Source organism: Nocardia sp. NPDC058640 (genome assembly GCF_042716995.1).
Classification (GTDB): domain Bacteria; phylum Actinomycetota; class Actinomycetes; order Mycobacteriales; family Mycobacteriaceae; genus Nocardia.
In genome coordinates this window covers 990,271-1,003,232 of sequence record NZ_JBHXRG010000001.1, presented here as the reverse complement: position 1 = coordinate 1,003,232, position 12,962 = coordinate 990,271, and the positions used below count along the sequence as shown (strand labels likewise).

Annotated in this window: 14 protein-coding genes; 7 read left to right on the top strand and 7 right to left on the bottom strand. The window is 66.6% G+C overall.

The annotated features are described in order from the left end of the window. Positions 1-10: 10 nt before the first annotated feature. The 3 genes from ACFWU5_RS04835 to dapD all read right to left on the bottom strand — a co-directional run bounded on the left by ACFWU5_RS04835 (position 11) and on the right by dapD (position 2,443). Entirely contained in the window at positions 11-682 is a 672-nt protein-coding gene (locus ACFWU5_RS04835; protein WP_379266177.1) for a molybdopterin-dependent oxidoreductase, read from the bottom strand. A 131-nt stretch (positions 683-813) separates the two neighbouring features. Then, entirely contained in the window at positions 814-1,392 is a 579-nt protein-coding gene (locus tag ACFWU5_RS04830) for a hypothetical protein (RefSeq protein ID WP_379266176.1), read from the bottom strand. A gap of 100 nt (positions 1,393-1,492) precedes the next feature. Continuing rightward, positions 1,493-2,443, bottom strand: coding sequence for a 2,3,4,5-tetrahydropyridine-2,6-dicarboxylate N-succinyltransferase (dapD, locus tag ACFWU5_RS04825; RefSeq protein WP_379266175.1), 951 nt, complete (start codon positions 2,441-2,443; stop codon positions 1,493-1,495). A 183-nt stretch (positions 2,444-2,626) separates the two neighbouring features. Here dapD and dapE point away from each other — a divergent pair, with 183 nt between their 5' ends. From dapE to ACFWU5_RS04790, 7 genes are all read left to right on the top strand, one after another. Then, complete coding sequence (gene dapE / locus ACFWU5_RS04820) at positions 2,627-3,721, top strand: succinyl-diaminopimelate desuccinylase (protein ID WP_379266174.1); 1,095 nt, start codon at positions 2,627-2,629, stop codon at positions 3,719-3,721. A gap of 33 nt (positions 3,722-3,754) precedes the next feature. Beyond that, positions 3,755-4,555 carry a TIGR00730 family Rossman fold protein gene (locus ACFWU5_RS04815; protein ID WP_379240039.1) on the top strand — a complete coding sequence of 267 codons (801 nt, stop codon included), beginning with the start codon at positions 3,755-3,757 and terminating at the stop codon, positions 4,553-4,555. Then, positions 4,552-5,103 carry a TIGR00730 family Rossman fold protein gene (locus tag ACFWU5_RS04810; RefSeq protein ID WP_379240040.1) on the top strand — a complete coding sequence of 184 codons (552 nt, stop codon included), beginning with the start codon at positions 4,552-4,554 and terminating at the stop codon, positions 5,101-5,103. Before ACFWU5_RS04815 ends, ACFWU5_RS04810 begins: the two co-directional genes overlap by 4 nt. Before the next feature lie 9 nt (positions 5,104-5,112). Beyond that, entirely contained in the window at positions 5,113-6,879 is a 1,767-nt protein-coding gene (locus tag ACFWU5_RS04805) for a long-chain-acyl-CoA synthetase (RefSeq protein WP_379266173.1), read from the top strand. A gap of 55 nt (positions 6,880-6,934) precedes the next feature. Beyond that, positions 6,935-7,813: a dihydropteroate synthase gene (gene folP, locus ACFWU5_RS04800; RefSeq protein WP_379266172.1), complete on the top strand. Its 879-nt coding sequence runs from the start codon at positions 6,935-6,937 to the stop codon at positions 7,811-7,813. Next, positions 7,810-8,748: a glucosyl-3-phosphoglycerate synthase gene (locus ACFWU5_RS04795; protein WP_379240043.1), complete on the top strand. Its 939-nt coding sequence runs from the start codon at positions 7,810-7,812 to the stop codon at positions 8,746-8,748. Before folP ends, ACFWU5_RS04795 begins: the two co-directional genes overlap by 4 nt. Before the next feature lie 288 nt (positions 8,749-9,036). Then, on the top strand, positions 9,037-9,597 hold the full coding sequence (locus tag ACFWU5_RS04790) for a hypothetical protein (RefSeq protein WP_379266171.1): 561 nt from the start codon (positions 9,037-9,039) through the stop codon (positions 9,595-9,597). 59 nt (positions 9,598-9,656) lie between these two features. On the opposite strand, the gene ACFWU5_RS04785 is transcribed toward ACFWU5_RS04790, so the two are convergent. The 4 genes from ACFWU5_RS04785 to tatB all read right to left on the bottom strand — a co-directional run bounded on the left by ACFWU5_RS04785 (position 9,657) and on the right by tatB (position 12,960). Next, positions 9,657-10,730, bottom strand: coding sequence for an XdhC family protein (locus ACFWU5_RS04785; RefSeq protein ID WP_379266170.1), 1,074 nt, complete (start codon positions 10,728-10,730; stop codon positions 9,657-9,659). A gap of 106 nt (positions 10,731-10,836) precedes the next feature. Beyond that, on the bottom strand, positions 10,837-11,403 hold the full coding sequence (locus tag ACFWU5_RS04780; protein WP_379240046.1) for a hypothetical protein: 567 nt from the start codon (positions 11,401-11,403) through the stop codon (positions 10,837-10,839). A gap of 116 nt (positions 11,404-11,519) precedes the next feature. Then, the gene (locus ACFWU5_RS04775; RefSeq protein WP_379240047.1) at positions 11,520-12,377 is read right to left on the bottom strand and encodes a hypothetical protein; all 858 of its coding nucleotides are present in this window, start codon (positions 12,375-12,377) and stop codon (positions 11,520-11,522) included. Between the two features lie 172 nt (positions 12,378-12,549). After that, complete coding sequence (gene tatB / locus ACFWU5_RS04770) at positions 12,550-12,960, bottom strand: Sec-independent protein translocase protein TatB (RefSeq protein ID WP_379240048.1); 411 nt, start codon at positions 12,958-12,960, stop codon at positions 12,550-12,552. Between the last annotated feature and the right edge of the window lie 2 nt (positions 12,961-12,962).

The following is a 12,962-nucleotide window of genomic DNA, read 5'->3' as shown; positions in this document are numbered from 1 at the left end:
GCGCCGGATTTCACTCGGTCGATTCGCGACTTCCTCGAGCACTCAATGCCCGGATCGGCCCGATCAACCGGTGATAAATCGGCCGCACCACCCGACCGGGCAAATACCGGTGCCGCTCCTCGTTCCACACACGCGCCCTCGCGTGCGCGGCCAACGGCGAGAACCGGTCGGGATCCGGCGGTGCGGAAGTATGAAAGTCGATGCGGCACAGGTGTTTTGTATTGACGAACCCATACTGACTCGGACTTACAAGCCGCACCGGCGCACCGTGGTCACTGGTCAGCGGTTCCCCGTCGAGCCGATCGGCAATGAGCACATCCTCGCCCAACGCATCTTCGAGCAGCGCAATCGACTGATACCCGTCGAGCCCTTCGAAGACAACGTGAGTGATCGAAACAGCCGGTGCGAGAAGCGGTTCCACCCTCAGTCGATAGAACGTCGCAAACGGAATCCCCTCCCACCGCAACCCGGTCGCAGACCACCCCGCCACACAGTGGAAGTCGGCTTTCAACTCCACCCGCGGCAACTCGGCCAGGTCGCCTGTAGTCAGGACGAAGGGCTCACTAACCGTCCCACCGACCTCGATCACCGGATCCGCGGGAACCTGCGGTGGCGGGTGATGCAGGTGCGTACCGAAGCGAGGAAAGCCATCGATCGCGCGCTGACCAGGGGGAAGTACCATGCCGAACCTCCAGATATACGGTTGCGTATATCTATCGAGCGTACGCCACGAGCACCACCTGCGACAGCCTCACAGCGAAAGGGCCCCGCACTCCGAAGAGCACGAGGCCTGTCGCTACAGCGAGCTGAAGATCAGGGCTGGCCGGTCAGGTACGCGACCACGGCTTCGCGGAACTCCTCGCCGCCCATCACATAGCCGCCGATGAACATGCCGGCGGGGATGGTGACGAACCACAGGAACGGGAAGAACAGGCCGATGACGCCGCCGACGATGATGCCGGGCATGTTCTTCTGGGTCTGGTACATGAAGCGGTCGTAGGCGCTGATGTCCTTCAGCTCCGCGACGTCGTGCAGCTTCACCGAATCCGCCGGTGCCATCGAGGCGGCCAGCTTCACGGCGCGGCCGTCCTGGCTGATCTCGGGGGTGACCGCGATCGGCAGGCCCGCGATCTCCTGGCGCAGCGAGACCTGGTCCACCGTGGCACCGTCGGCGCCCTTGAGCAGCACCGCGGCACCGTCGGCGGCGATCTCGAACTTGCCGCTGTCCACGGTCCAGGTGATGGCCTTGTCCACCGGGGAAACCGTCACGCCGGCCAGCGCCGCCGCGGGCTGCTCGATGGCGACGGCGGGCGCGCCGTGAGCGGTGCCCGCGGTGATGCCGACCGCGGCCACGGCCATGAATACAGCAGTACTGATTTTTCCGAACTTCATACTCTGTGAATCCCTCCGCATTCGCTGTCCCCGAACGGGACCGCGCACGGGAGGTAACGAAAACATAAAGTACTGCCGCACTTCAAGAGCTGAGCGATATTCAGTCGTTGGCGTGCAGCGCCGCGTTGAGTTCCACGCCGGTGCCCTTGCGCGGCACGACCTCGACCGCGCCGGTGGTGGAATTGCGGCGGAACAGCAGGTTGTTCTGCCCGGAAAGACTGGCGGCCTTCACCACAGTGCCGTCGGGGCCGGTGACCTTCGTGCCCGCGGTGACGTAGAGCCCGGCTTCGATCACGCAGTCATCGCCCAGCGAGATACCGAGGCCCGAGTTGGCGCCCAGCAGCGAACGCTCGCCGACCGAGATCACCTGCGTGCCACCGCCGGACAGCGTGCCCATGATGGACGCGCCGCCGCCGACATCGGAACCGTCGCCGACCACGACACCGGCCGAGATCCGACCCTCGACCATCGAGTTACCCAGCGTGCCCGCGTTGAAGTTGACGAAACCCTCGTGCATCACGGTGGTGCCCGCGGCCAGGTGCGCGCCGAGGCGAACCCGGTCGGCGTCGCCGATGCGCACACCGGTGGGGACCACGTAGTCGACCAGGCGGGGGAACTTGTCGATGCTGAGCACCGTCACCGGGCCGCGGGCGCGCAGCTTCAGGCGGGTCTGCTCGAAGCCGTCGACCGCGCACGGGCCGTGGTTGGTCCACACGACGTTGCTGAGCAGGCCGAACTGGCCGTCGAGGTTGAGGCCGTGCGGCTGCACGAGACGGTGCGAGAGCAGGTGCAGGCGCAGGTAGACGTCGTGCGCGTCGACCGGGGCGGCCGACAGGTCCGCGATCGTGGTGCGCACCGCGATCACCTCGACCCCGCGCGCCGCGTCGACACCGAGCAGCTCTGCGAACTCGGGCACCTCGCCGGCGTCGAGGCGCTTGGAGCCGGTTTCGGTGAACTCGCCCAGCTCGGGGCTGGGGTACCAGGTGTCGAGGACGGTGCCGTCCGAGGTCACATTGGCGATACCGACTGCAGTTGCTCCCTGAATACTCACGGCTCTATCTTGCCGGGCCGACGTCTGTGGGTGTTCCGCGGGTGTGGACTGGCGTCATCACGCACTTCGACCGTTTCCAGTCAGTTTTCTGACCGGAAGAAGCCGAATTGCGTGATTATGCCGGTCTGGCCTCGCCGTGCCGGACTCGTCACGTCCCTCTCGGTCCCGTACTAGTGTCGAGATGTGACCCTCGATTTGCGTGCCGACCCCATCCAGTTGACCGCCGCCCTCGTCGACGTGCCCAGCGTGTCGCGCGACGAGGCCAAGATCGCGGACATGGTCGAGCAGGCGTTACGCGAGCAGACCACCGGCTTCGAAGTGGTGCGGCACGGCAACGTGGTGCTGGCCCGCACGCAGCGCGGGTTGCCCACGCGAGTGATTCTGGCCGGGCATCTGGACACGGTGCCGATCGCCGACAACGTGCCGAGCCGACCCGACGAGGTCGACGGTGAACCGGTGCTGTTCGGTTGCGGCACAGTCGATATGAAGTCCGGCGACGCGGTGTTCCTGCACCTGGCCGCCACCATCGCCGACCCCGCCCACGACTTGACGTTGATCTTCTACGACGGCGAGGAGATCGCCGCGGAGTTCAACGGCCTCGGGCATATCGAGCGGGAACTGCCGGAATGGCTCGAAGGCGATCTGGCGATTCTCGGTGAGCCCTCGGCAGGTTGGATCGAAGCGGGCTGCCAGGGGACCTTGCGGGTGCGCTTGACCACCTCCGGCGTTCGAGCCCATTCGGCCCGAGCATGGTTGGGGGAGAACGCGATTCACGATCTCGCGGAAGTGTTGGCGCGGTTGTCGGCCTATGAGGCGCGGCAGGTCGATATCGACGGTTGCGTGTATCGCGAGGGACTGTCGGCCGTGCGGGTTTCGGGTGGTGTCGCGGGCAATGTGGTGCCCGATGTCGCCGAGGTCGATGTGAACTTCCGTTTCGCTCCCGATCGCAGCGTCGAACAGGCCATCGCGCACGTTCGCGAGGTCTTCGACGGGCTCGATGTGGCCTTCGAAGTCACCGACTTCTCACCCGGCGCGCTGCCCGGCCTCACCGCCCCCGCGGCCCGCACGCTCATCGACTCGGTCAATGCCCACGGCGGCGGCGGGGTGCGCGCCAAGTACGGCTGGACCGATGTGTCCCGGTTCGCCGCGCGCGGCATCCCCGCGGTCAACTTCGGCCCCGGCGACCCCAATCTCGCCCACAAACGCGACGAACACGTCCCGCTGAGCCAGATCACCGCCGTCACCGCCATGCTGCGGACCTACCTGTCGCGCCCCTGACGGAGCCTGCCCGCGACACAGTAGGTTGGGAGCATGTCTACCGATTCCGCTGATGAACAGGTTGGGAAGGTCAAACCGAAGTTCCGTGGGCCGGTGATGTTCCGTCGGGAGCGCAAGCCCGGCGTGCGGACCGCCGACCGGAACTTGCTCGACACGCGGCAGGACAGCGACTGGGTGCACACCGACCCGTGGCGCGTGCTGCGGATCCAGGCCGAGTTCGTCGAGGGGTTCGGCGCGCTGGCGGAGATCCCGCCCGCGGTGACGGTGTTCGGCTCGGCGCGTACCGGTCCCGATCATCCGGAGTACGCGGCGGGCATGGCGATCGGTGCCGCGCTCACCGAGGCCGGTTTCGCGGTGATCACCGGTGGTGGGCCGGGCGCGATGGAAGCGGCCAACCGGGGGTGCTCGGAGGCCGGCGGGTTCTCGATCGGGCTGGGGATCGAGCTGCCGTTCGAGCAGGGGCTCAACGAGTGGGTCGACCTCGGCATCAACTTCCGGTACTTCTTCGTGCGCAAGACGATGTTCGTGAAGTACTCGCAGGCGTTCGTGTGCCTGCCCGGCGGGTTCGGCACGCTCGACGAACTGTTCGAGGCGCTGACCCTGGTGCAGACCCGGAAGATCACCAGGTTTCCCATCATCCTGTTCGGCACCGCGTACTGGTCGGGTCTGGTCGACTGGATGCGCGACTCGCTGGCCGGTTCGGGCAAGATCTCGCCGCAGGATCTGGATCTGATCCAGCTCACCGACAGTGTCGACGAGGTCGTGCGGATCATCCAGGGCGAAATCGGCGACCAGGCCGACATCGAACGACTGGGTACCGAGGATCAGTGGTGAGCTACTCCGTCTGTGTCTACTGCTCCGCCAGCACCACCGATCCCGAACTGATCAGCCTGGCCGCGCGCGTCGGTACCGAAATCGCTCGGCGCGGTTGGCAATTGGTGTCCGGCGGCGGTCACGTGTCGATGATGGGTGCGGTGGCCACCGCGGCGCGCGCCGGTGGTGCGCACACCGTCGGCGTGATCCCGAAACACCTGGTGCACAAGGAAGTTGCCGATGTCGACGCCGACGAGCTGTTGGTCACCGACACCATGCGCCAACGCAAACAGCTCATGGAAGAACGCGCGGACGCCTTCCTGACCCTGCCCGGCGGTATCGGCACCCTGGAAGAACTGTTCGAGACCTGGACCGGCGGCTACCTCGGCGAACACGCCAAACCCGTTGTGCTGCTGGATGCCAACGGTTTCTACGACGGTCTGCTTCGCTGGATCGATGAATTGTCGCAGCGCGCGATTGTGCCGCAGCAGGCCCGTGACCGCCTTATCGTGACCACTGACCTGCCCGCCGCCTTCGCCGCGCTGGCACCGGCCGCGGCCGCACAGTAGGAGATCGACGTGAGCAACACTTCCCGCGACACGGTCAGCGTGTTCGACCTGGCCAAAGCCCTGCCCGGCATGGCACTGGACGCCCCCGGCATGTTGCGCAACGCGCGCGGAATGCTGGTGGGGCCCAAGGACAAAGCCTCCATTGGGCTGTATTTTCAGCGGGTCGCGCACCGCAGGCCCGACCGGGTGTTCCTGCGTTTCGAAGGCCGCTCGTATACCTACCGCGCCGCCAACAGTGAGGTGAACCGTTACGCCGCAGTGCTTTCCGAACGCGGTGTTTCTCGCGGTGACGTGGTCGGCGTGCTGATGACCAACCGGCCCGAAACATTGTTCACGGTGCTGGCTGTGCTCAAGCTCGGCGCCACTGTCGGCCTGCTCAACTACAACCAGCGCGATCAGGTTCTCGCACACAGTATTTCGTTGCTGGGCAGCGTGCTCAATATCGTGGGCGAGGAGTGCACTGAAGCGCTGGATTCGCTGCCCGAGCCTGCCGGCAACGTCCTGTCCGCCGAGGAACTGGCCGAATCCGCCCGCACCGCAACCGATTCCGACCCTGCCGTCTGTGAGAAGGTCAGGGCGGGGGAGCGGGCGTTCCTGATCTTCACCTCCGGCACCACCGGCATGCCCAAGGCCAGCGTCATGACCCACCAGCGCTGGACCAAGAGCATGGCCGGGCTCGGTGGGCTCGGCGTCCGGTTGCGCGCCGACGACGCCCTGTACTGCTGCCTGCCGCTCTATCACAACAACGCGCTCACGGTCGCGCTGTCGGCGGTGCTCGCGGGCGAATCGACCTACGTGCTCAGCCGCAAGTTCTCCGCCTCGAAATTCTGGGACGAGATCGCGCGCGAGCGAGCCACCGCGTTCATCTACATCGGCGAACTGTGCCGATACCTGATCAACCAGCCCGTGCGGCCCGCGGAGAAGGGCAACCGGGTGCGGCTGGCCGTGGGCAACGGGCTGCGGCCGGAACTGTGGGACGAGTTCCGCAGCCGGTTCGGGATCGGTCGGGTCGTGGAGTTCTACGGGTCCAGCGAGGCGCCGCTGGCGTTCGTCAACGCGTTCGGCGTCGACCGGACCGCCGGACTGTGCCCGCTGCCGTACGCGGTCGTGGAGTACGACGACGAGACCGGCCAGGCCCGCCGCGGACCCAACGGGAAACTGCGCAAGGTGCGGTCCGGCGGGGTCGGGCTGCTGCTGGCGAAGGTGAACGACCGCCAGCCCTTCGACGGGTACACCGACAAGAAGGCGTCGGAATCCAAACTCGTGCGCGACGGGTTCAAGAAGGGCGACTGCTGGTTCGACACCGGCGACCTCGTGCGCGATCAACACTTCTGGCACATCGCGTTCGTCGACCGGCTCGGCGACACCTTCCGGTGGAAGGGCGAGAACGTGGCCACCACCGAGGTCGAAGGGGCGCTGGGAGCCCACGACAGTGTCGACCAGGCCGTCGTGTTCGGTGTCGACATTCCGGGCACCGACGGCAAGGCCGGCATGGCGGCGATCAAGCTGGCCGACGACCACCCGTTCGACGGGAAGTCGCTGGCCGCGTCGGTCTACAGTCGGCTGCCGTTGTACGCGGTCCCGCTGTACGTGCGCGTGGTCGCCGAACTGGAACAGACCTCGACGTTCAAAAGCCGCAAGGTCGAACTGCGCAAACAGGGGTACGAGCCCGACTCCGACAGTCAGCTCTACGTGCTGTCGGGTCCGGTCGACGGCTACATCCCCGCTTACCCCGAATACGCCGCTGACGTTGCCGCCGGTGCGGCCCCGCGCTAGCGAAGGTAACGTCTGAATTCGTCTGGCCAGAAGTCGCGGAGGGGTGGGAAAGCACATGAGTAGCTCGTCGGCGCTTTCCACCTTCTGTGGGCGGCCGGTGGCCACCGACCGCGCCCTGGTGATGGCGATCGTGAACCGCACGCCCGATTCGTTCTACGACCGGGGCGCCACGTTCTCCGACGAGGCCGCGATGGAACGCGTCACCCGCGCGGTCGACGAGGGTGCCGACATGGTCGATATCGGTGGCGTGAAGGCCGGACCCGGTGTCAGCGTCGACGCGGCCGAGGAAACACTGCGCGTGGTGCCGTTCGTCGCGGCGATTCGGGCGAAGTATCCCGACCTGTTGATCAGTGTGGATACCTGGCGCAGCGAGGTCGCGCGCGCGGCGGTCGCCGAGGGCGCCGAGCTGATCAACGACACCTGGGCGGGCGCCGACCCGGACCTGGTGGCCGTCGCGGCGGAAACCGGCGCGGGCATCGTCTGCAGCCACACCGGCGGCGCGGTTCCGCGCACCCGCCCGCACCGGGTTCGGTACGCCGATGTGGTGGCCGAAGTGACCGCGACTCTGGTCGCCGCGGCCGAAAATGCCGCGGCTGCGGGCGTGCGAGCCGACGGCATCGTGATCGATCCCACCCACGATTTCGGAAAAAACACCTATCACGGGCTCGAGTTGTTGCGCGGAATCGACGGTCTTGTAAAAACCGGATGGCCAGTACTGATGGCACTGAGCAACAAGGATTTTATCGGGGAGACTCTAGGGGTAGGTCTTACCGAAAGGGTCGAGGGCACACTGGCGGCAACCGCATGGTCGGCCGCCGCAGGCGCTCGGATCTTCCGGGTTCACGAAGTCGCCGAGACCCGGCGGGTCGTGGACATGATCGCCGCGATCCAGGGCATCCGGCCCCCCGCACGAACTCTGCGAGGTCTGGCATGAAAATCCAACACCGCGAGCCCGCCTGGGCCACTACCCACAGCTGGGACACCCCTGATTGGACGGTGCGCGAACTCATCGCCGCCAAGGCGGGTCGCACCGTTTCGGTGGTGCTGCCCGCGCTCAACGAACAGGACACCGTCGCCGACGTCGTGGCCAGCATCGCACCCTTGCTGGGCACCCTGGTCGACGAACTGATCGTGCTCGACTCCGGGTCCACCGACGCCACCGCCGAACGCGCACGCGCCGCCGGAGCGCAGGTGTTCACCCGCGAGGAAGCGGTTCCCGAACTCGAACCGGTCCCCGGCAAGGGCGAGGTCCTGTGGCGCTCCCTGGCCTGCACCACCGGCGACCTGATCGCCTTCGTCGACTCCGACCTGATCGACCCCGACCCCGACTTCGTGCCCAAACTCCTCGGCCCGCTGCTGATGATGGAAGGCACCCACCTGTCCAAGGCCTACTACCGTCGCCCGTTGCGCCAGGGAGAGTCCGTAGACGCCAACGGCGGCGGCCGAGTCACCGAACTCGTCGCCCGCCCGCTCCTGGCCGCCCTGCGCCCCGAACTGGCCCAGGTCATCCAGCCACTCGGCGGCGAATACGCCGGCACCCGCGAACTACTCACCTCGGTCCCGTTCGCCTCCGGGTACGGCGTTGAAATCGGTCTGCTGTTGGACACCTACGACGCCATGGGCATGGACGCGATCACCCAGGTCAACCTAGGCGTGCGCACCCACCGCAACCGCCCGCTGTCGGACCTCGGCGTCATGAGTCGCCAAATCCTCGGCACCGCCTTACGTCGCAGCGGAGTCCCCGACTCCGGCGCCCCCCTGACCCAATTCCCTTTGATAGAGGGCGAATTCATCGCCCACACCACCGCGGTCTCCCTCGAAGACCGCCCCCCGATGAAAACCCTTCGCCCAGAACAAGTCGCAGCGTAGAACGCTCGAAAGGGCACCTTGTCACTCCTCGACGAGGTGCCCTTTTCGCTGTCGTCGGATAGACGACGTCACACACATAGTCGCCCGACTGATCCCGCTGCCTTTGCTGCGGGTTGCAGGCGTAGACGGTGGTCCGTACTGTTCGTCGGTTCTGGTGAATCACGGTGCGGGAGAAGAAGATCGATGATGGACGAGTTTCCCTTCGATGGTGTCCGGTGTCGGATTTGCGGGGCCTCACCCGCGATCGACGTAGACCTCGTCGGTCATTGGGGGCTGCTGATCTTTCGAGTGGAAACTACCGAGGCGGGGCCGTTCTGCCGGGACTGTGGGTTGGCGACGTACCGCGAGATCACCGTCACCAGTGCGTGGTTCGGGTGGTGGGGCATCCAATCACTGATTTACAACCTGGGCGGTTTCGTCGTCAACGCGATGACCCGGCGTCGGCTCGCGGCACTCCCCACACCCGAAACCTACTGGGGTCACACCCCGATGGACCCTGGTAAGCCGCTGTTTCGTCGCCTCGGTGCCCTCGGATTCGGCTTGCCGTTCGCCGTCGTGTTCGGGGTCGTCTCCCTGTTCTACCTTGCCGACCAGATCGCCATCGATGAATCGATGCAGCGGGTGACGTCGGGACAGTGTGTGGGGCGGGTGGAGGTCGGATGGTTCGGCAACGAGGTGCGTCTACAGAAGGTCGCGTGCGCTGACCCCGCGGCGATGGGGCGCGTGTTGCTGAAGGTGGTCGGTTCGCCGGATCGGCCGAGTGGTGTGCAGGACTGTGCGGGAATTCCATCCACGCAGTTCACGCACTCCGAGCGGGGGTTCATTCTGTGCGTCGGCCCGCAGAACTGAGTCAGATGCGGGTGGTCACCCTGGCCGTTTGCGGGACCGCTCATAGGTGATTTGCGGGGTCAGCGGCGGTGGATCGGGCCCGTCAGGGTGGTGAGGGGTTGGGCGGTGGCGGCACCTCGGTCTGCGAGGATTTGGGCGAGGATGGAGATGGCGGTTTCTTCGGGGGTGTGGGCGGCGATGTCGAGGCCGAGAGGGCTTCGGACGCGGGCTATTTCGAGTTTTGTGAAGCCTGCTTCCTGCAGGCGGGTGGTGCGGTCGGTGTGGGCTCGGCGGGAGCCCAGGGCGCCGATGAAGCCGACTTGGGGGAGGCGTAGGGCTGAAGACAGTAGGGGGACATCGAATTTGGGGTCGTGGGTGAGGACGCAGACTACTGTGCGGGCGTCGATGCGGGCTGCGGCTTGTTCCGCTTCCAGGTAGCGGTGGGGCCAGTCGACGACTACTTCGTGGGCGGCCGGGAAACGGGTTGGGGTGGTGAAGGTTTCGCGGGCGTCTACGACGGTGACGTGGTAGCCGAGGGTGGTGGCGGCGGCGGAGAGGGCTCGGGTGTAGTCGTTGGCGCCGGCCAGGATCATGCGGGCGGGGGTGTGGAAGACCTGGACGAAGGTTCGGGGGCGGTCGGCTGCGGCGGGGGTGCAGTCTTGGGCGCCGATGAGGCCGTTGTGGCCTGCGGTGAGTAGGGCTGCGGCGTCTTGGTCGAGGCCTCGCCAGGGGTGGGAGTCGCCGGGGTGCAGGAGTTTTCGGTCGGGGGTCGACTCGAGAGTGGTGGCGTAGGCGACGGGGTGGTGGGCTGCGAGTGCGGTGTGGAGGGCTCGCAGGCGGGGGAGGTCGGTGTGGTCCAGGCGTTCTACGAAGACTTCGATCTCGCCACCGCAGGGTAGGCCTACGGCGAGTTCGTCGGCGGCGGCGAAGCGTTCTAGGCAGGCCTGGCCGTCGATCAGTACCTGGTGGGCGGTGGTGAGCACCGCTGATTCGACACAACCGCCTGACAGTGAGCCGAGCACGCGGCCGTCGGCGGTCACGACCATCGCGGCTCCGGTCTCGCGTGGTCCCGCGCCTGTCCGGTCGACGATCCTGGCCAGCGCGACCGCCTGATCGGGAAGCAGTTCGAGCACCTGCCCGAGCAGATCACGCATCACGCACCGGCCTCTCCCGGCCACCCATCGACACGGTGTGACCTTCTGACCAGCCTAGCTATCTCCGAGCATTCCCGCGCGCCGAGCGAATCCAGCCGAGAAACCGCTAGTCGAGAATCTCGCGCTGCTGCAGACCGGCGGGAATCGCCCCGTCATGGAAGAAATCGCGGAAGATCTCCACCGCGTTGTCGGCGGTGAACACCTCCTCGGGATACACGTACGTGTCCTCGTCGCCGTGCGGCAGGTACACCGTCGGCAGCCCGAGCCGCCCGCCGGGGAACCCGAGCGTGAACCGCCGGGTGACGTGGTCGACCGTCGTGCGCAGCTGCAGCGTCATCGCGTCGGCCGAACCGGCGCACCCCAGCGAGAGGTCGCCGCGCGCGGAACTCACCGATGTGGTGACCTCGGTGGCGGGGACCGGCTCGGGTAGCACGGTCAGATCGAGCGAATACCGCTGATGACCGTCCATCCGGCGCAACGGGCGCAGAAAACTGTCCACGTCCTCGTGCGGGCCGATGAAGACCTTCAAACGGTCGCTGTAGGTCACGCGATGGGTGGTGACGATGACGTCGCCGGTGGTCGGCTGCGCGTCGAAGGGGGGAACTGGTCGTGGATGGACCGCGGCACGCACGGGCAGAACCCGGCATGCGCTGGCCTCGGGAGACGAGAACATGTGATGCTCACCTACTCACACTCGGTTACTCGCTAGCAATCTAACCATCGCGGACGGACTGTGATCCATAACAGTACAGTGATGCAGATCACTAAGCACGGCGAGTTTAGAGCCGACTATGGCCGAACCCGGGTCGTAGCCAACTTTGGGTCCGTTTCATGGCGGTAGACCGGGGTGAGAAGGTCCGCGTCGACGGGTTCGCCGGTGGCGCGGTCGTACCGGACAGCGATGAGAACCGAGAACAAATGACTGCTCGCGCGCTCGTGCAGGGTCGCCAGCCGGGTCGCCAGCAACCGGATCGCACCCAGTGAGCCGGGCGGGTGCAGCCCGTCGATCAGCATGATGCTGCCGCGCCGGTCGGGGCGGGGCAGGCGGGCGAGGTAGGCGATGTCGTGGGGTTCGGTGCCGCCGGGACGGTAGACCCGACGCGCGGCCCGGTCTTCGATGCCGCGTCGGGTGTCGCCCGCCCGCGTGACCGTTCGGCGCAGACGGGGATCGGCCACGACGAGCTGACGCAGGCTGGGCGACAGTTCGGGCCCGCCGAGGACCACGAGACCGTCGCGATTGAGGTCGATCGGCCTGCCGGGCAGGAACGTCTCGACGTTCGCGGCGAAACCCAGCTGTCGCAGCAGCTCGGCCATGCGCTGGGCGGCCTGCGGGTCGGGCGCGCCCAGTAGCCTGCCCGCGCGGACTTCCGGGGCGAGCACGGTCAGTGTGCCGTGTCCGAAGAACAGTCCTTCGGGCACCGGACCCTGGGTGCTCACCTGGTGGATGCGCGCACGCGACAATCCGGCGGCGGCGCCGATCCTGGCGAACGTCCAGCCGTCGGCATGGAGTTCTCGGATCACGGCCCGCCGGATCCTGGTGAGTTCGTTGATGGTCTGCTGTGCAGCCGCCACCCCGTCGGTGGCTGCTTTGAGTCTCTCGACCTTGTCCTCGATCGCGAAAACTCGTGCCACGTCATCGGCCGACATGTGCGAAGTCTAGACAGCTGAACACCGTTGTGTGTCTGTAACTGTTGACATCGAACTGTCTTGCGCGGCAACGATCTCGGCCCGCGGTTTTCGGCAATCCCGGACTCGCCAGGTCGTTGCCGCATAGCGCCGCCCACGCGATCTCGCAGCAAATGCCGACCGTGCGGTGTGTTTACGTCGCGTCGTAGTCGACCGGCGGCCGCTCGTTGCGTTCCAGCGACTTCTGCGGGGCGGGCGTGGCGGGCATGCCGCTGTTGGTGCCGAACAGCTGTTGCTTGTCGGGCACGGCCTTCTCGAGATCGCGCAGCACCGAATCGTCACCGCCGAGCAGATGCTTGGTGACCACCGCCCGCGGGCTCATCCCGCGCAGCTCGTTCAGTTCGGCCAGCGGCTTGCGCAGGTCGTCGAACTCCGGGCCCAGTTCCTGTTTCAGCTGCGTGGTGGCGCCGCTGGCGTAGTCGCGGGCCTGGCGCAGCGCACCGGTGGTCCAGCGGACAGCTCCGGGCAGACGCTCCGGGCCGAGGATCACGAGGGCGGCGACGAGCAGGATCATCATCTCGCTCCACCCGATGCTACTGAACACAG